At 71.9% G+C, this 17,963-nt stretch carries 14 protein-coding genes and 1 pseudogene; 11 read left to right on the top strand and 4 right to left on the bottom strand.

The features are described from left to right. Positions 1-156 precede the first annotated feature (156 nt). Positions 157-1,302, bottom strand: a complete 1,146-nt coding sequence (locus tag ABZ842_RS00220; RefSeq protein WP_361529029.1) for a beta-eliminating lyase-related protein — start codon at positions 1,300-1,302, stop codon at positions 157-159. A 360-nt stretch (positions 1,303-1,662) separates the two neighbouring features. Here ABZ842_RS00220 and ABZ842_RS00215 point away from each other — a divergent pair, with 360 nt between their 5' ends. The 10 genes and pseudogenes from ABZ842_RS00215 to ABZ842_RS00170 all read left to right on the top strand — a co-directional run bounded on the left by ABZ842_RS00215 (position 1,663) and on the right by ABZ842_RS00170 (position 10,498). Continuing rightward, entirely contained in the window at positions 1,663-2,595 is a 933-nt protein-coding gene (locus ABZ842_RS00215) for a DUF2520 domain-containing protein (RefSeq protein ID WP_361529026.1), read from the top strand. Continuing rightward, the gene (gene panC, locus ABZ842_RS00210) at positions 2,592-3,710 is read left to right on the top strand and encodes a pantoate--beta-alanine ligase (protein WP_361529023.1); all 1,119 of its coding nucleotides are present in this window, start codon (positions 2,592-2,594) and stop codon (positions 3,708-3,710) included. The genes ABZ842_RS00215 and panC overlap by 4 nt, the downstream gene beginning before the upstream one ends. Then, positions 3,707-5,617, top strand: a complete 1,911-nt coding sequence (locus ABZ842_RS00205) for an L-aspartate oxidase (RefSeq protein WP_361529020.1) — start codon at positions 3,707-3,709, stop codon at positions 5,615-5,617. The genes panC and ABZ842_RS00205 overlap by 4 nt, the downstream gene beginning before the upstream one ends. Next, positions 5,614-6,714 carry a carboxylating nicotinate-nucleotide diphosphorylase gene (gene nadC / locus ABZ842_RS00200; RefSeq protein WP_361529017.1) on the top strand — a complete coding sequence of 367 codons (1,101 nt, stop codon included), beginning with the start codon at positions 5,614-5,616 and terminating at the stop codon, positions 6,712-6,714. The genes ABZ842_RS00205 and nadC overlap by 4 nt, the downstream gene beginning before the upstream one ends. Then, positions 6,714-7,514, top strand: coding sequence for a type III pantothenate kinase (locus ABZ842_RS00195; protein ID WP_361529014.1), 801 nt, complete (start codon positions 6,714-6,716; stop codon positions 7,512-7,514). Before nadC ends, ABZ842_RS00195 begins: the two co-directional genes overlap by 1 nt. A gap of 193 nt (positions 7,515-7,707) precedes the next feature. After that, a pseudogene (locus ABZ842_RS00190) lies at positions 7,708-8,130 on the top strand (hypothetical protein); the annotation flags it as partial. A gap of 375 nt (positions 8,131-8,505) precedes the next feature. Then, positions 8,506-8,706 (top strand): hypothetical protein, encoded by a 201-nt coding sequence (locus tag ABZ842_RS00185; RefSeq protein WP_361529011.1) that lies wholly within the window; start codon positions 8,506-8,508, stop codon positions 8,704-8,706. Between the two features lie 186 nt (positions 8,707-8,892). After that, positions 8,893-9,396 carry a BlaI/MecI/CopY family transcriptional regulator gene (locus tag ABZ842_RS00180; RefSeq protein WP_361529008.1) on the top strand — a complete coding sequence of 168 codons (504 nt, stop codon included), beginning with the start codon at positions 8,893-8,895 and terminating at the stop codon, positions 9,394-9,396. 9 nt (positions 9,397-9,405) lie between these two features. Then, on the top strand, positions 9,406-9,927 hold the full coding sequence (locus tag ABZ842_RS00175; protein ID WP_361529005.1) for an amino-acid N-acetyltransferase: 522 nt from the start codon (positions 9,406-9,408) through the stop codon (positions 9,925-9,927). A gap of 238 nt (positions 9,928-10,165) precedes the next feature. After that, the gene (locus ABZ842_RS00170; RefSeq protein WP_361529002.1) at positions 10,166-10,498 is read left to right on the top strand and encodes an Lsr2 family protein; all 333 of its coding nucleotides are present in this window, start codon (positions 10,166-10,168) and stop codon (positions 10,496-10,498) included. Positions 10,499-10,528: 30 nt separating this feature from the next. On the opposite strand, the gene ABZ842_RS00165 is transcribed toward ABZ842_RS00170, so the two are convergent. After that, positions 10,529-11,215, bottom strand: a complete 687-nt coding sequence (locus tag ABZ842_RS00165) for an SCO3374 family protein (protein ID WP_361528999.1) — start codon at positions 11,213-11,215, stop codon at positions 10,529-10,531. A 432-nt stretch (positions 11,216-11,647) separates the two neighbouring features. On the opposite strand from ABZ842_RS00165, the gene ABZ842_RS00160 reads away from it, so the two are divergent. Continuing rightward, entirely contained in the window at positions 11,648-14,173 is a 2,526-nt protein-coding gene (locus ABZ842_RS00160; RefSeq protein ID WP_361528996.1) for an ATP-dependent Clp protease ATP-binding subunit, read from the top strand. 95 nt (positions 14,174-14,268) lie between these two features. Here the strand turns inward: ABZ842_RS00160 and ABZ842_RS00155 are convergent, their stop codons facing one another. After that, on the bottom strand, positions 14,269-14,640 hold the full coding sequence (locus ABZ842_RS00155) for a trypco2 family protein (protein ID WP_361528993.1): 372 nt from the start codon (positions 14,638-14,640) through the stop codon (positions 14,269-14,271). Beyond that, entirely contained in the window at positions 14,637-17,855 is a 3,219-nt protein-coding gene (locus tag ABZ842_RS00150; protein WP_361528990.1) for an NACHT domain-containing protein, read from the bottom strand. Before ABZ842_RS00150 ends, ABZ842_RS00155 begins: the two co-directional genes overlap by 4 nt. Positions 17,856-17,963: the final 108 nt, after the last annotated feature.

The raw sequence follows: 17,963 nt of genomic DNA, 5'->3' as shown, positions 1-17,963 counted from the left end.
CACCCCTGTGCCTGCGGGCACGGGCCCCAGCTTGCACCTTGCGGGCACGGCCCCAGCCTGTGTCCTGTAGGGCACGGGGCCGACCTGTGTCCCACGGGCACGGGCCCGCTCTGTGCCCACTGACCGGCCGCGCTGTCGAGCGTCTGCCCGCGTCGTCTAAGCCAGCTGGTCCACCACCCTCCGCATGAACTCGGCGGTCGCCTCCCGTACGTCCTCGGGCGTCCACTCCAGCCCCGCGGCGTCGACCGTCAGCTCGGTGACCGACACTCCGGGCGGGCAGCCCTCGGCGTACCAACTCCGGAAGAGCGTCGTCCCGGTCTCCTCGGCCTGAGCGAGCCCCGCGGCATCCAGCACCTCGGTCGGATAGGGGAGCCACAGCGGGAACTGGTGGGTGTGCGGGACCTCCGGATGGACGCGGAACCAGGGAGCGGGGGAGTCCCTCAGCGCATCGGCCAGCGCCTCGGCCACGACCCGCGCCTGTCGCACGTACGACGGCAGGCGCGGCAGCTCCCGGTCCAGCCCCATGAGCGCGGACAGCACCGTCGGGAACTGGTGGAAGAGCTGGCCGCCGTACCGGTGGCGCCAGGTGCGGACCTCCGCCATGACGTCCTCGGGGCCCACCAGCGCCGCGCCCGAGAGGCCGCCGAGCGACTTGTAGAAGGACACGTAAACGCTGTCGGCGAGCGGGGCGATCTCGTCGAGCGGGCGGTCGAAGTGCACGGTGGACTCCCACAGCCGGGCGCCGTCGAAGTGCACCACCGCGTCCCGCTCGCGGGCGGCCTCGACGACCTCGACCAACTCGTCCCAGGAGGGCAGCACGCACCCCGCGGACCGCAGCGGCAGCTCCAGCATCAGCGCGCCGAACGGCTCCTCGAAGCCCCGGACCTCCTCGGCCGTGGGCAGCCGGGGCGCCGTGGTGGGGTGCACCGTGCGCAGCCCGCTGAGCGCGCCGAACGCACCGCGCTCGTGCTTCTCGGGATGCGCCGTGGGGTGCAGGGCCACCGTCGCATTGCCCGTGCGCCCCGCCCAGCAGCGCAGGGCGACCTGCTGCGCCATGGTGCCCGTGGGGAAGTACACCGCGGCGGGGAAGCCCAGCAGGGCGGCCACCTTCCGCTCCAGCGCCTCCACCACCCCGTCCCCGTACATGTCGGGGGCCTCGGACAGGTCGAAGACCTCACCTGCACCCTCCGCTATGGCGGCCAGGCGCTCGCCCATCCGTCGGTCGGCCGGGCCCTGCCACAACTTTCGCTCCGAGGCCCGCCAGGCCGCCTGCTTCCGCAGGTGCAATTCGTCTTCGGACATGGTCCGTCCCCCTTTTCTCGTCGTCTTTCCGTTTTTCCGTCTTCTCCCGCAGCCACGCAGCTTTCGCCGCAACTCTCGTCCGCCCGCACGTCCCGCGCATGTGCTTTTCCGCTGTGCCGCCCGCTGTGCCTTCCGCGCACACGGGCGCCCACCGCCCACCGTCCGCCGTCCGGCCGCTGAACGCCCGCCGTCGATCGGCCGCCCGTCGGAACACTCTCGATCTTTCCCGCTGTCGAATCCGCCGTCCACGCCTGTGGATAACCTGCCTGTGGATAACCGGAGGGGCGTCCGCGACGCTGGCGTAGCATGACGGAACATCGTCCGGTACCCGCCGCGGACTGGAACGGAAGGCCCCACCGCGTGAATGCATCAGCACCCCTGCACGAATCGCCCGACCCCCGGGACCGCCCCGCCCGGCTGACCGTCGGCGTCGTCGGCGCCGGCCGCGTCGGGCCCGCGCTCGCTGCCTCGCTCCAGCTCGCCGGCCACCGCCCGGTCGCGGTTTCCGGGGTCTCCGACGCCTCCCGGCGTAGGGCCGAGGCGCTCCTCCCGGACGTGCCCCTGGTCACGCCCGCCGAGGTGCTGGCCCGTGCTGAGCTGGTGTTCCTGACCGTCCCGGACGACGCGCTGCCCGCGCTCGTCGAAGGACTCGTCGACACCGGAGCCGTACGCCCCGGTCAGCTCCTGGTGCACACCTCCGGTCGGTACGGCACGGGCGTGCTCGCCCCGGCCACCCGCGCCGGTGGGCTCCCCCTCGCCCTCCACCCGGCGATGACCTTCACCGGCACCAGCGTGGACGTCCAGCGGCTGGCCGGGTGCTCGTTCGGCGTGACCGCGCCCGAAGAGCTGCGGCTGGCCGCCGAAGCCCTGGTCATCGAGATGGGAGGGGAGCCCGAGTGGATCGAGGAGGAAGCCCGCCCGCTGTACCACGCGGCCCTCGCCCTGGGGGCGAACCACCTGGTCACCCTGGTCGCCCAGGCCATGGAGCTGCTGCGCACCGCCGGCGTCACCACTCCCGACCGGATGCTCGGCCCCCTCCTCGGCGCCGCGCTGGACAACGCCCTGCGCTCCGGCGACGCCGCGCTGACCGGCCCCGTCGCCCGCGGTGACGCCGGCACGGTCGCGGCGCACGTGGCCGAGTTGCGCAAGCACGCACCGGGCACGGTCGCCGGCTACCTCGCCATGGCCCGCACCACCGCCGACCGCGCCCTCGCGCACGGCCTGCTCAAGCCGGAGCTGGCCGAGGACCTGCTCGGAGTCCTCGCCGACAGCAAGGAGGGCGAGCCCCGATGACGCTGGCAGACGGCTCCGGCCACCCCGATGCGACCCCGGCGGGTGCGACGAACCCGGCGGAGACTCCCGCCGCACCGGCAGCGGCCACGCCGCCCGCGCCCGCCGTCACCCTGGTCCGTACGAAAGCCGAGCTGCACCACGCCCTGACCGGCGCCCCCACCCCCGGCCGGCCCACCGCGCCCACCGCCGTCGTGATGACGATGGGCGCCCTCCACGACGGTCACGCCACCCTCGTGCGCACCGCCCGGGCCCACGTCGGCCCCGAAGGCCGGGTCGTCGTCACCGTCTTCGTCAACCCCCTCCAGTTCGGCGCCGGCGAAGACCTGGACCGCTACCCGCGCACCCTGGATGCCGACCTGGCCACCGCCGCCGCGGCCGGCGCCGACCTCGTCTTCGCCCCCGCCGCCGCCGAGGTCTACCCCGGCGGCCAGCCCCAGGTCCGCATCACCGCGGGCCCCATGGGCGAACGCCTCGAAGGCGCCAGCCGCCCCGGCCACTTCGACGGCATGCTCACCGTCGTGGCCAAGCTCCTCCAGCTCACCCGCCCCGACACGGCCTTCTTCGGCGAGAAGGACGCCCAGCAGCTCGCGCTGATCCGCCGCATGGTCCGCGACCTGGACTTCCCGGTGGAGATCGTGGGAGTGGCCACCGTCCGGGAGGACGACGGCCTCGCCCTCTCCAGCCGCAACCGCTACCTTTCGCCCGCCGAGCGCCGCACCGGCCTCGCCCTGTCCGGCGCCCTCTTCGCCGCCCGCGACCGGCTCGCCGCCCAGCAAGCACTGCTCGCCAGGGCCGAGACCAGCACGAACACCGCCGCCCGCGCCGAAGCCCTGTCCAAGATGGGCGAGGCGCGCGCCGCCGCCGACGTCGCCGCAGTGGCGCACGCCGGCCCGGGCACCGCCGCCGCGGTCCGGGCCGCCGCCCACGCCGTGCTCGACGAGGCCACCCGCGCCGCCCCACCGCTGACGCTCGACTACCTGGCCCTCGTGGACCCCGCCGACTTCACCGAGGTCCCCGACGACCACCAGGGCGAAGCGATCCTCGCGGTCGCCGCCAAGATCGGTACGACCCGACTGATCGACAACATCACGTTGAGGTTCGGAGCCGCCCCGTGACCGACCACCGCCACCCGCAGGGAAGACCGACCGCCCGGGGCATACGCCTGGACGCGCCTCCGCCCGGCTGGGCCATCGCCGCCGACGTCGTCGTGGTCGGCTCCGGCGTCGCCGGCCTCACCGCCGCCCTGCGCTGCGCCGCCGCCGGGCTGACCACCGTCGTGGTCACCAAGGCCCGTCTCGACGACGGCTCCACCCGCTGGGCCCAGGGCGGCATAGCCGCCGCCCTCGGCGAGGGCGACACCCCCGAGCAGCACCTCACGGACACGCTCGTCGCCGGCGCGGGCCTGTGCGACGAGGAGGCCGTACGGCTCCTGGTCACCGAGGGCCCCGACGCCGTACGCCGACTGATCGCCGCCGGTGCGCGCTTCGACACCTCCGACGCGACCGGCGAGATAGAGCTGACCCGCGAGGGCGGCCACCACCGCCGGCGCATCGCCCACGCCGGCGGGGACGCCACCGGCGCCGAGATCTCCCGCGCCCTGGTCGAAGCGGTCCGCACCGCCGGGCTGCGCACGATCGAGAACGCCCTGGTCCTGGACCTGCTCACGGACGCCGAAGGCCGTACCGCCGGCGTCACCCTGCACGTCATGGGCGAGGGCCAGCACGACGGCGTGGGCGCGGTCCACGCCCCGGCCGTCGTCCTCGCCACCGGCGGGATGGGCCAGGTGTTCGCGGCCACCACCAACCCCGCCGTCTCCACCGGCGACGGCGTGGCCCTGGCACTGCGCGCCGGCGCCGAGGTCTCCGACCTCGAATTCGTCCAGTTCCACCCCACCGTGCTCTATCTGGGCGCCGACTCGGAGGGCCAGCAGCCGCTGGTGTCCGAGGCGGTACGGGGCGAGGGCGCCCACCTCGTGGACGCGGCCGGCACCCGCTTCATGGTCGGGCAGCACGAGTTGGCGGAGCTGGCGCCCCGTGACATCGTCGCCAAGGGGATCATGCGGCGCATGCAGGAGCAGGACGCCGACCACATGTTCCTGGACGCCCGGCACTTCGGCGCCGCGATGTGGGAGCACCGCTTCCCCACCATCCTGGCCGCCTGCCGGTCCCACGGCATCGACCCGGTGACCGAACCGATCCCGGTGGCCCCGGCCGCCCACTACGCCTCCGGCGGCGTGCGCACCGACCTCGACGGCCGTACGACGGTCCCCGGGCTGTACGCGTGCGGCGAGGTCGCCTGCACCGGGGTCCACGGCGCGAACCGCCTCGCGTCGAACTCGCTCCTGGAGGGCCTGGTCTTCGCCGAGCGCATCGCCGCAGACATTGCGGACATCGCGAAGGTCGCCGACGTGACTGACGCGGCTGACGGGTCCCGCGCGCGGGGGGCTGGCCCCGTCCCCGAGCCCGGCCCCGTCCCCGAGGCTGGTTCCGCACCTGAGGCTGGCCCCGTCCCCGAGCCCGGCCCCGTCCCCGAGGCTGGTTCCGCACCTGAGGCCGCCCCCGCCCCCGCCGCCGTCACCGTCCTCCCGCTCATTGACCCCGGCGTCCGCGCCGACGTCCAGCGCATCATGTCGCGCGGCGCCGGCGTCCTGCGCTCCGCCGAGAGCCTGCGCGCCGCGGCCAGCGCTCTCGACGAGGTCCACCGCGCCGCCGCGGCCCCCGCAGGGCCCCCCGGCGAAGGCGCCGCAGCCAAGCCCGCCGTCCCCGGCGTCGAGTCCTGGGAGACCACCAACCTCCTGTGCGTCGCCCGAGTCCTGACCGCGGCGGCGCTGGAGCGCGCGGAGACCAGGGGCTGCCACTGGCGCGAGGACCGCCCCGACCGCGACGACCGGACCTGGCGCCGCCACCTGGTGTTCCGCCTGGCCCCCGGCCCCGCGGCCGATCCGTACCGCGTCGCCCACCGCGTCCACCGCACCGAGAGCACCACCTTCCCGCCGACACGCCCCAGGGAGCCCCAGCCGTGAGCACGCCCGAAGAACGTCCCGTCCCCGTGGACGTCCCCCTGATCCAGATCGGGGCCGACCCCTCGGCCACCGCTGGTCCCGCCGGTGCCTCCGGCGGCTGCGGGGACGCCTGCGGCTGCGGCCACGGCGCCGACGGCGAGGTGTACGAGTGCGGGCTCGACCCCGCGCTGGCCGCCCTCCTCGCCGCGGCCGGCCTCGACCCCGTGCAGGTCGAGGACATCGCCCACCTCGCCCTCAGCGAGGACCTGGACGGCGGCGTGGACGTGACCAGCGTGGCGACCGTCCCCGAGGACGCGGTGGCCACCGGCGACTTCACCGCCCGCGAGGCCGGCACGGTCGCCGGCATCCAGATCGCCGAAGCGGTGCTCTCCATCGTGGTCTCCGCCGAGTTCGAGGTCGAACGGCACGTCGCGGACGGCGACCGCGTCGAGGCGGGCCAGAAGCTGCTGTCGGTCACCGCCCGCACCCGCGACCTGCTGACCGGCGAGCGCAGCGCGCTGAACATCATGTGCCGCCTCTCCGGCATCGCCACCGCCACGCGCGCGTGGGCGGACGCCCTCCAGGGCACGTCCGCGCAGGTCCGCGACACCCGCAAGACCACCCCCGGGCTGCGCGCCCTGGAGAAGTACGCGGTGCGCTGCGGCGGCGGGGTGAACCACCGGATGTCCCTGTCGGACGCCGCGCTCGTCAAGGACAACCACGTGGTGGCCGCGGGCGGCGTCGTCGCCGCCTTCAAGGCCGTCCGGGAGACCTTCCCCGGCCTGCCCGTCGAGGTCGAGGTGGACACCATGGACCAGGTCCGGGAGGTCCTGGACGCCGGCGCCGACCTGATCCTCCTGGACAACTTCACCCCGGCCGCGACGGCGGAGGCCGTCGCCCTCGTCGCCGGCCGCGCCACCCTGGAGTCCTCCGGCCGCCTCACGCTGGACAACGCGCGCGCGTACGCGGAGACCGGCGTCGACTACCTCGCCGTCGGCGCCCTCACGCACTCGTCCCGCATCCTCGACATCGGCCTGGACCTGCGCGAGCCCGCCGACGGCCCCGCAGGCGCCACCGACGGCTCCGCCGAAGCTTCCGCGGGGGAGGCGGGCGCCTGATGCTGCTCACGATCGACGTCGGCAACACCCACATGGTGCTCGGCCTCTTCGACGGCGAGGAGATCGTCGAGCACTGGCGCATCTCCACGGACGCCCGGCGCACCGCCGACGAGCTCGCCGTGCTGCTCCAGGGCCTGATGGGCATGCACCCGCTGCTGGGCGTGGAGCTCGGCGACGGCATCGAGGGCATCTCCATCTGCTCCACCGTCCCCGCCGTCCTCCACGAGCTGCGCGAGGTCACCCGCCGGTACTACGGCGACGTGCCGGCCGTCCTCGTCGAGCCCGGCGTGAAGACCGGCGTCCCGGTCCTCACGGACCACCCCAAGGAGGTCGGCGCGGACCGCATCATCAACGCGGTCGCCGCCGTCGACCTCTACGGCGGCCCGGCGATCGTCGTGGACTTCGGCACGGCGACGACGTTCGACGCGGTCAGCGCGCGCGGCGAGTACGTGGGCGGGGTCATCGCCCCCGGCATCGAGATCTCCGTCGACGCGCTCGGCGTGAAGGGCGCGCAGCTGCGCAAGATCGAGCTGGCCCGCCCGCGCAGCGTGATCGGGAAGAACACGGTCGAGGCGATGCAGTCCGGCATCGTCTACGGCTTCGCCGGCCAGGTCGACGGCGTCGTACGGCGGATGAAGCAGGAGCTGGCCCCCGAGGAGCCGGACGAGGTGACGGTGATCGCGACGGGCGGGCTGGCGCCGATGGTGCTCGGGGAGTCCTCCGAGATCGACGAGCACGAGCCCTGGCTCACCCTGATCGGCCTGCGCCTGGTGTACGAGCGGAACGTCTCGCGGATGTGACCCGGCGTGGCGCGGGGCGCTCCGTCGCCTCGCGCTGTGATCCGGTCGGGTGGGCGGGTTCGGCCGGCCGGGTGCGCCGACGCTCCGTTCCGGTCGCCCCACCGGCACGCCCGGAAAGGGGCAATTAACCCGATATTGTCCAAGTCGCACGTATCGTCGGGCCATGCCCACGCCATACGGATCCCGCGGCGGAATGGCCTTCAGCGCAGACGAGCTGCGTGTGCTCCGACGCGCCCTCGCCGTCACCCTGCATCCCGCCCCCCTCGCCGACGAAGACGTCCAGGACTGTCTGAGGCTGGCCGAGTCCGTGGACGAGGCGACGCACGAGGCGGGCCGGTTGCGCGCGTTCCTGCTCGCCGATCTCGCCCGTTACCGCGCCGCGCTCCCCGGCGCCGCCGCGGGGTATCTGGAACTGCTCCAGGACGCCCTCGCGGCCGGGTACGACCCGCGCCCGGACGACCTGGCCGCCCTACGGACGCTGCGCGGCCACGCGGTCGCCGAGGCCGTCCTGGAGCGGTGCCAGGTGCTGGCCGAGCGGTCCGTACGGGCCAGGCTCGCGGGCCGTCAGGCAGCCGCGCCGGCCCCCCGCACCCGGCTCCTCGCGCTCCCCGGCGGCCGTACGGAGGCGCCGCCCGAACTGGCGGCCGTGGCCGCCAGCCCCTACGCAACCAACGACTCGGGCGGCGCCAACGACCCCGGCAGGTCCGGCCACTCCAGTGGCTCCGGCAGGTCCAGCGGCTCCGGTGGCTCTGACGAGACCCCCAAGCCGCGCCCCAAGCCCCGACCCAAGCCGGAGCCGGCCAAGCCGCGGCCCGCGACGCCGGCGCCCGGCGAGCGCCCGGTGCCCAAGCCGTCGGAGGTCTTCCCGCCGCGCCGCCGCCCCACGCCGCCGGCGGAGCAACGCGCCACGGCGTGACCCGCAGCCGACCCCCTGTTCGGGAGCCCGGACCCCGTCCGGGCTCCCGACGCGGCCCCCGGCTACGCTGGCTCCATGGACTACGTATCCGCGCTCGTGCCTCCCGTGGTGATGGCCGTCTTCTTCACGACCCTGATCGTGACGATCGTCAAGAGCCAGGGCGGTCCGAACAAGGCCAAGGAAGACGCGTACGTGGACGCCGCCCTCGCCCGCGCGAAGGCGGCGGGGCAGCCCGGCGCCCCGACCCCGGCCGGCAGCGCCGCCCAGGGCGACTGAGCCCGACGCGAAAGCGCGAAGAACCTGACGCCCGGACACCCGTTCGCGGCTGACCTGTGCACGCGCCCCGCCCGACATCGGGCGGCGCTGCGCAGGTGGACGTATGGATGACGCTATTTGTCACCCGTACGTCCTTTTTGTTACGCCGCTACCAATAATTCTGAGTCATCCCACTATGGTGTATTTGTGCCCCGCCCATTGGGAGAACTCGAAGACGCCGTCATGACCCGCGTCTGGCAATGGAACCGTCCCGTCACCGTGCGGGAAGTTCTGGAAGACCTCCAACAGGAGCGTTCCATCGCCTACACGACGGTCATGACCGTCATGGACAATCTCCATCAGAAGGGCTGGGTCCGCAGGGAAGTCGAAGGCCGCGCCTATCGATACACGGCGGTCTCCACGCGGGCCGCCTACTCCGCGGCGCTGATGAACGAAGCGTGGGCGCAGAGCGACAACCCCGCCGCCGCGCTGGTCGCCTTCTTCGGGATGATGTCGCCGGAGCAGCGGGAAGCGCTCCAGGCCGCCGTCCGCATCGTGCAGGCCGACGCCCCGCAGGAAGCCCCGGAACCGAACCCCGGCACGAACCCGGAGCCCTCCGGCGAACCCCTGGAGGAACCTTCCGACGCACCTTCGCGCGAGGCGTCCGGGGGCGCAGAGGGCGACGACGTCCCGGAAGGCCCGGGGCGATAGCGTCGGCGCATGCCATATCCCGCCGCAAATGCCATCACCGTACGCCGCGCCAGGACCAGCGATGTGCCGGCGGTCCGCCGCCTCCTCGATCCGTACGTACGCGATGGCATCCTGCTCGACAAAGCGACTGTCACTCTTTACGAAGACATCCAGGAGTTCTGGGTCGCCGAACGCGACGAAGACGGTACGGTCGTCGGATGCGGTGCGCTGCACGTGATGTGGGAAGACCTGGCGGAAGTGCGCACTCTCGCCGTCGATCCGGTCCACAAGGGCGCCGGCATCGGCCATCACCTGCTCGACAAGCTGTTGCACACCGCGCGCTGGCTCGGCGTGCGCAAGGTTTTCTGCCTCACCTTCGAAGTCGCCTTCTTCGGCAAGCACGGCTTCGTCGAGATCGGTGAGACGCCGGTCGACGGAGATGTCTACGCGGAGCTGCTGCGTTCCTATGACGAGGGCGTAGCCGAGTTCCTCGGACTCGAACGCGTGAAGCCCAACACCCTCGGCAACAGTCGGATGCTGCTGCAACTGTGAGAACCCCCGACTGAGAACCCTCCACTGAGAACCCCGGTCAGTGCCGACAACGCTGACAGTGCCGACAGGCTTGACAGCCTTCGCGGCTCCCCCTAGTCATCGTGTGACCGGATCCCTATGTCCGAATCGCGCATGTTTCCCGCGTTCTCAGGGTTCTGAACCTCTCTCAAGGGTTTGTGTTTTCCAGAGAAAAGCGGTTTCCTTTCCGCGTACTGCATTTTCGATGAAAGGAAATCCGGTGGCACAGAAGGTTCAGGTCCTTCTTGTTGACGACCTCGACGGCGGCGAGGCGGACGAGACCGTGACGTTCGCGCTGGACGGCAAGACCTACGAGATCGACCTCACCACCTCCAATGCGGACAAGCTCCGCTCGCTCCTGGAGCCGTACGCCAAGAACGGCCGGCGCACCGGTGGCCGCGCCGCCACCGGCCGGGGCAAGGGGCGTGCCGCGAGCGACAACAAGAACACCGCGGAAGTGCGCGCCTGGGCCAAGGCGAACGGTTACGAGGTCAACGACCGCGGTCGAGTCCCCGCCACGGTCCGCGAGGCGTACGAGAAGGCCAACGGCTGATCCCGGCCGACGTGCGCGTCCGGCGCGCTCCTAATCGGACGGGTATTCGCCCGCTGCGTATTCGTACGTGCCCCCAGGCGCGGCACGGGCATTCGCACGCAGCAATCGGGCGCGGTGGCATTCGGTGGCCAGCGTGTCCAGGAGTCGTACGAGATCGGGGCCCCGCACCGACCCGGGGTCCCCGTCCGCTCCGGCACCGCGCCCGAACGGCGCCAGTGCCGGAAGGGTCGGCTCCACCTCGCGCCCCGGCACGGGGGGTCGCAACCACACCGCGACCCCCTGTGCGCCGGACCACCCGGGTGGCACCGGTGCGGCCGTCCGGCCACCCGCGCCCACGGCGCACAGATCGAGGGTGACACCGCCCCATTCCAGCCACTGAAGCAGCCCCGGCACCTCGTCGGCGCTACCGGCCGCCACCAGCAGCCGCATCCGGTCCCCGTGCAGGGCCACCGGGCCGAGCGGACCGAGGGGCCCCGTCGGGCCCGCCTGGCGCAGTACGGCCGCACCGGCGTCCGCCGGCACGTCCAGCACGTCGAAGCGCAGCCCCGTCAGCAGGTCCACGCGGGGCGCCGCGCACGGCGCCCGCGGAGGTCGGGGGGACGGCGCAGGCGCGGTGACCGCCCATCCCAGCGCGGTCGCGTACCAGTGCGCCACGGACGCCGTGGTGGCGACGCGCGCCTCGGGGGGCTTGCGCGGGAAGGGCAGCGCGATCGTCATACCCCCGGGAACTCCCGGCCGCCCCCAGTAGTTACGCAGGGTGGGCGGCGAGTTGCACACGGTGTCCGAAAGGGGGGTCTTCGCGTCCGTTCGATCCCGCGGCGATGTTCGCCCTTAGCTGAGGGAACCTGGGCGCGCCGCATGGAGTGTCAGTCCCAACGGGTAAGACATTCCTAGTGAGGAGGGGCGACACGCTCGTACGGCGGCCGTGCGTTCGCCATCGGCGTACAGATGGCGCGAGTAACTGCCTGGCCTGCGGGAACATCGTCTCGCACCATCGGGTTGGAGCATTTGTCGGCGTTCAGGGCTCAGGAGGCCACAGACGGGTGTCGGCAGTTGGAATGAGCGGTCCCCGCTTGCGGGACTAAGCTGCGGAAGGACAGGGAGGGGACCGACCCCTTACTGCCTGACCGCTCTGAGGAGCGATTAACGATGTTCGAGAGGTTCACCGACCGCGCGCGGCGGGTTGTCGTCCTGGCTCAGGAAGAAGCCCGGATGCTCAACCACAACTACATCGGCACCGAGCACATCCTCCTGGGCCTGATCCACGAGGGTGAGGGTGTCGCCGCTAAGGCCCTGGAGAGCCTCGGGATTTCGCTCGAGGCGGTCCGCCAGCAGGTGGAGGAGATCATCGGCCAGGGCCAGCAGGCCCCGTCCGGGCACATCCCCTTCACGCCCCGTGCCAAGAAGGTCCTGGAGCTGTCGCTCCGCGAGGCCCTCCAGCTGGGGCACAACTACATCGGTACGGAGCACATCCTGCTCGGCCTGATCCGCGAGGGCGAGGGCGTCGCCGCCCAGGTCCTCGTGAAGCTGGGCGCCGATCTGAACCGGGTGCGGCAGCAGGTCATCCAGCTGCTCTCCGGATACCAGGGCAAGGAGGCCGCCACCGCCGGCGGCCCGGCCGAGGGCACCCCCTCGACCTCGCTCGTCCTGGACCAGTTCGGCCGGAACCTCACCCAGGCCGCCCGCGAATCCAAGCTCGACCCGGTCATCGGGCGCGAGAAGGAGATCGAGCGGGTCATGCAGGTGCTGTCCCGCCGCACCAAGAACAACCCCGTGCTCATCGGCGAGCCCGGCGTCGGTAAGACCGCCGTCGTCGAGGGCCTGGCGCAGGCCATCGTCAAGGGCGAGGTGCCCGAGACCCTCAAGGACAAGCACCTCTACACCCTCGACCTGGGCGCGCTGGTCGCCGGCTCCCGCTACCGCGGTGACTTCGAGGAGCGCCTGAAGAAGGTCCTCAAGGAGATCCGCACCCGCGGCGACATCATCCTGTTCATCGACGAGCTGCACACCCTCGTCGGTGCGGGCGCCGCCGAAGGCGCGATCGACGCGGCCTCGATCCTCAAGCCCATGCTGGCCCGGGGCGAGCTGCAGACCATCGGCGCCACCACCCTCGACGAGTACCGCAAGCACCTGGAGAAGGACGCCGCCCTGGAGCGCCGCTTCCAGCCCATCCAGGTCGCCGAGCCGTCGCTGCCGCACACCATCGAGATCCTGAAGGGCCTGCGCGACCGCTACGAGGCCCACCACCGGGTCTCCATCACGGACGAGGCCCTGGTCCAGGCCGCCACCCTGGCCGACCGGTACATCTCGGACCGCTTCCTCCCGGACAAGGCGATCGACCTGATCGACGAGGCCGGCTCCCGGATGCGCATCCGCCGGATGACCGCGCCGCCGGACCTGCGCGAGTTCGACGAGAAGATCGCCGGCGTCCGCCGCGACAAGGAGTCCGCGATCGACTCGCAGGACTTCGAGAAGGCCGCTTCCCTGCGGGACAAGGAGAAGCAGCTCCTGGCGGCCAAGGCCAAGCGCGAGAAGGAATGGAAGGCCGGCGACATGGACGTCGTCGCCGAGGTCGACGGCGAGCTGATCGCCGAAGTCCTCGCCACGGCGACCGGCATTCCCGTCTTCAAGCTGACGGAGGAGGAGTCCTCCCGACTGCTGCGCATGGAAGACGAACTCCACAAGCGCGTCATCGGCCAGAAGGACGCCATCAAGGCGCTCTCCCAGGCCATTCGCCGTACGCGTGCCGGTCTGAAGGACCCGAAGCGTCCCGGTGGCTCGTTCATCTTCGCCGGCCCGTCCGGCGTCGGTAAGACCGAGCTGTCCAAGACGCTCGCCGAATTCCTCTTCGGCGACGAGGACGCACTGATCTCCCTCGACATGTCGGAGTTCAGCGAGAAGCACACGGTTTCCCGCCTCTTCGGCTCCCCGCCCGGCTACGTCGGATACGAAGAGGGCGGCCAGCTCACCGAGAAGGTGCGCCGCAAGCCGTTCTCCGTCGTCCTGTTCGACGAGGTCGAGAAGGCCCACCCCGATATCTTCAATTCCCTTCTGCAGATCCTGGAGGACGGTCGGCTGACCGACTCCCAGGGCCGCGTCGTGGACTTCAAGAACACGGTCATCATCATGACGACCAACCTCGGGACCCGGGACATCTCCAAGGGATTCAACCTGGGCTTCGCCGCCCAGGGCGACGTCAAGACCGGCTACGAGCGGATGAAGGCCAAGGTCAACGAAGAGCTGAAGCAGCACTTCCGGCCCGAGTTCCTGAACCGTGTCGACGACACCGTGGTCTTCCACCAGCTCACCGAGGACGACATCATCCAGATCGTCGACCTGATGATCGCCAAGGTGGACGAGCGGCTGAAGGACCGCGACATGGGCCTGGAGCTCAGCGCCACGGCCAAGTCGCTCCTCGCCAAGAAGGGCTACGACCCCGTGCTGGGCGCCCGGCCGCTGCGCCGGACCATCCAGCGCGAGATCGAGGACATCCTGTCGGAGAAGATCCTCTTCGGCGAGCTGCGCCCCGGTCACATCGTGGTCGTGGACACCGAGGGCGAAGGCGAGGAGAAGAAGTTCGTCTTCCGCGGCGAGGAGAAGTCGGCGCTGCCGGACGTCCCGCCGATCGAGCAGGCGGCCGGCGGAGCCGGGCCGAACCTGTCGAAGGAGGCGTGACCCCGCGCAGCGGGTGCGCTAGTCGGTAACGCGGCTGCCCCGGACTCGTACGGAGACGTACGGGCCGGGGCAGCCGCGTTTTCGCTTGCGGGGCTTCAGGGATGGGTGGACGCGCGGCCGAAGTCCCCGGTGTCGGCGACGTCGTCGTTGCCGACGAGCCAGGCGTCACCGGTGCGGGCGTCGCGGGGCTTGAGGGTGAAGGCGACGCGGTGGGTGCGGGTGGCGCCGCGGACGGTGTCCGCCCCCGCCTCGACGACCCAGGCCCGCACCCGCCCGGTGCCGGTGGTGTCCCGCCGCAGCTCGACGGTGAACTCCATCTCGATGTCGCCGGTCTCGAACTGCACGGCCTGCCCACTGGCCCGCGTGGCGGCCTCGACGAGCTGCGCCCGGACGGCTTCGACGGCGTCGGCGAGGTCGATGGGGAGGGGGTCGGGGGTGGGTGGGTCGGTGCGGGGCAAGAGCGTCATCCTTCGAGTCGGTTGATACGGAGGCGGCTAGCGAAGACTTCGCCCCCTTCGACCGTCAAGTTCGTCCCTGGCCTGACGTTGATCTCGACCCGGAGGGTTTCGGAGCTGTCGCTGAAGGGCGTCAGATCGAGTTCGTACGAAGGAACGTAGTCCACACGCAGATCAAAAGAGGTCAGTGCCGGGAAGGCGCCGGAGACGGCTGCGGTGTCCAGGGGGGTGGTCCGCCAACTCAGGGAGAGTTCGGTGACGCGTGGGGCGGGGGCGCTGGCGTCGATGGTGACGTCTGGGGACAAGGTCAATGCGGACTGCCTGGGTAGCTGTCTGGTGGCATCGATCAGGGTGGACAGCCGAGCGGGCGCGAAGACGATGAAGCGCTCAACGGATGTCCAGGCCGCCAACTGCTGGTAGGGGACCTCGGTGTCGCCAGTAAGGCGCAGCCTAGCGGTCGTCACCGGCGCACCAGGCAGAGACAGCATGCAGGTGTCCAACGACAGCCAGTCCAACTGTCGGCCCGCCAGGCTCTCCAAGGAGGTCAGCGCCGGGCATCCTTGCAGCATGAGCCTGGTGACGGAGGGACGCTCGGCCACGAAGTCCAACACTGTCATGGCGGTGTTGTCGGCCACTTCGATTCGGGTAAGTCCGGTCTTCGGCAGGGCTTGCGACAACGCTGCCGACAGATGGTCTCCAGCCAGGTGCACGCCAGTGACGCCGGTGAGCCCACCCAATCGTTGGAGATGCCACGGCGTGGGGGCGGGAACAGACACGTCGTCCAGTGGGATCTGGGAAAGCACCTGCTCGATGAACTCCTCGTTGGGGAAGTGGCGCCATGCCTGGGCCAGCTCCCATGTGACGAAGGGTTCAAGAGCTGTTGTGAACTCCCGGAGCAGGGGGATGCCTGGTGCGGTGCCCACCCGCGCGAGGATGTTGACGACCCGTCTGTTCGTCATCGGGTTGTCCAAGGGCCCTGGCAGTAGCGGCAGGACCCACTCGCCCAGCTCCGCCATGCGGAGCGCCTCCCCGGGGCGCGGTGGCATCACGCCGCGGACCGCGTCCTCCGCGCGGGTGCGGGTGGCCGGGGCCAGGAAGACCGCGTGGGACGCGCAGTGGCCGGCCAGGATGCGTAAGGGGCGGTGCTGGGGGTCGGGGAGGCTGTTCGCCTTGTCGACCAGGCCGTCGATCAGGCGGCTCACGCGGCGGTCGAGGTGGCCCACCGACAGCAGGATGACGTCGCGCCACTGCTCGTCCTCGGCGCGGTTGACCAGTTCGCCGATGCTGTCGTTCTCGGCGAGTTCCTTCGCGGCCAGGTAGTCCTGGAAGGTGCGGTGGATGAACTGGATGGTGTCGCCGGTGCGCTGCTGGAGCAGTCCGCTGCGGTTGACCAGGTGGGCGAGGATGCGGCGGGCGCTGCCCTGGTCCCGTACCTGCGGCATGTACGCGGTGGCCCGTTCGATCTGGCGTACGGCGTCGTCCGCGGTGAACTGGGTCTGGCCGCAGCGCACCAGCCAGACCGCGATGTGCTGGAGCAGCAGTTTGTGTTCCTCGACGCCGATGGTCAGGCCCTCGGGCGCGTCGATGCCGCGTTCGTGGTCGCGTTTGCCCAGCAGCATGTCCAAGGTGGCGCGGTACAGCTCCCAGCGGGTGTGCGGGAGCCGGCCGTGGCGTTTGCGGTGCAGGGCGCAGATGACCGCGCACAGCAGCGGCGTACGGGCCAGGTCGCGCAGGACGCGGTTGCCGTCGAACTCGCGGAGCAGGCGTTGCTCCAGGCCGTCCAGGCGGGCGCACTCGGCGGTGGTGTGGCCCTTGCGGGCGGCCCGGTGCCAGGCGGCGACGAACACCGCGATGTCCGTGTCGCTCATCGGCAGGAGCAGCAGGTCGGCGAAGCCCTCGCGGGTCAGCCAGGCCGTTTCGACCGCGCCGGGGCGGACGGTGGCCAGGCAGCGGGTGCCGGGGAAGCGGGCCAGCAGGCCGGTGAGCCAGGAGCGGGCCCGGCCGCGTTCGGTCTGCGGGAGTTCGTCGAGGCCGTCGACGAGGAGGAGGGCGCGGCCGGCTTCCAGGACGCGCTCCGCCCAGCCGGCCGGGGAGGGGCCGACGGGGAGCCCGGCGGCGTGTGCGAGCCGGTCGGGGGTGGGGAAGCCGGCGCCGGCCGCCCGTACGCTGCGCAGCGGTACGACCAGCGGGACGAGGCCGCCGAGCCGGTCCAGCTCGGGCGGGAGGGTGTCGCAGGCGGCGTGCGCCGCGAGCCACCACACCAGGGTCGTCTTGCCCGCGCCGGCCTCGCCGCGCAACAGGGTGCGCTCGCTGCGGCCGAGCAACTCCTCCACGCGCCGCGGGTGGGTGTCGCGCGACGGAAAGGGTTGGTACGGGGCGCCGCCCAAAGGCTGGTCGCGGCCGGTGTCGACGTCCCTGAGCGCGGTGGCCTCCAGGCTCAGGTACGCGGTGTCCAGGTCCCAGCTCGACTCGCTGACGCCCAGCTCGTCGATGCCGAAGATCTCCGTCCTGCCGTACTGGGCCTTGATCGCCTGCGCGTACCCCTCTTCGAAGACGGCGTCGGCGGGGTCGTACGCCGTGAGGTTCTCCAGCCTCGGCCCGGGGGAGTGCGTGAACCTCCGGATCAGGTCGTGCACGGCGGCGATCGGGGTCGCTTCGAGCTGCTGGGCGTGGTGGCCGCGGACCCGGGACACGACGCCGAGCAGCAGGGGGCCGGCGAAGACGGGGGCTCCGGAGAGGCCGGCGAGCGGGGAGGCGCCGCCGGGGAGCGGGCGGCCGGGGGAGTGGTCCAGCCAGAAGGTGAGGGCGCCGCGGACCTGGCCCGCGACCGGGAGGACCGTGCCCGGGTACTGGCCGAAGTCGAGCTTGTTGCCCCCGTACCTCTGCTGGCCGGAGAAGCCCACGGTCTGGGCGCCCGGGAGCGGATCGTCCCTGGTCAGAGCGGCTGTACGGAGGCGGGGGAGGCGGGCTGCGGGCAGGACGTCCGCGGTGGCGCGCAGCAGTGCGACGTCAAGGCCCTGATCGCGGCCGTGCCACAGCACCTCGCAGGGGACGCGGCGGGTGAGGGCGAGGTGGGAGAGGGCCAAGCCGCCACCGGAAACGCCACCGAAATCGCCGTCGCCGTGGTCGTCGTCCTGGTCCTCGCCGAGGACGTGTGCGCAGGTCAGGACGTGTCTGGGGTCGATGAGGACGCCGGTGCCCTGCTGGGCGCCGTGCACCGCGACCACTCGCAGGGACGGGCCGCTGCGTACGGCTCCGGACGTGCTGCCTGGCCCTCTTCTGCGTAAGAGCGGTGACGGATCGCTGTATTCGCTCCCGTTTTGTGTGGCCCCCGA

Source organism: Streptomyces sp. NPDC047315, from assembly GCF_040643215.1.
Classification (GTDB): domain Bacteria; phylum Actinomycetota; class Actinomycetes; order Streptomycetales; family Streptomycetaceae; genus Streptomyces.
This window is presented reverse-complemented; position numbering and strand designations above follow the sequence as displayed.

Coding starts and splice junctions, on each gene's coding strand:
- panC (WP_361529023.1), top strand. CDS start 2,592: ATGACGCTGGCAGACGGCTCCGGCCACCCCGATGCGACCCCGGCGGGT.
- ABZ842_RS00155 (WP_361528993.1), bottom strand. CDS start 14,640: ATGACGCTCTTGCCCCGCACCGACCCACCCACCCCCGACCCCCTCCCC.
- ABZ842_RS00185 (WP_361529011.1), top strand. CDS start 8,506: ATGGACTACGTATCCGCGCTCGTGCCTCCCGTGGTGATGGCCGTCTTC.
- ABZ842_RS00175 (WP_361529005.1), top strand. CDS start 9,406: ATGCCATATCCCGCCGCAAATGCCATCACCGTACGCCGCGCCAGGACC.
- ABZ842_RS00195 (WP_361529014.1), top strand. CDS start 6,714: ATGCTGCTCACGATCGACGTCGGCAACACCCACATGGTGCTCGGCCTC.
- ABZ842_RS00160 (WP_361528996.1), top strand. CDS start 11,648: ATGTTCGAGAGGTTCACCGACCGCGCGCGGCGGGTTGTCGTCCTGGCT.
- ABZ842_RS00220 (WP_361529029.1), bottom strand. CDS start 1,302: ATGTCCGAAGACGAATTGCACCTGCGGAAGCAGGCGGCCTGGCGGGCC.
- ABZ842_RS00165 (WP_361528999.1), bottom strand. CDS start 11,215: ATGACGATCGCGCTGCCCTTCCCGCGCAAGCCCCCCGAGGCGCGCGTC.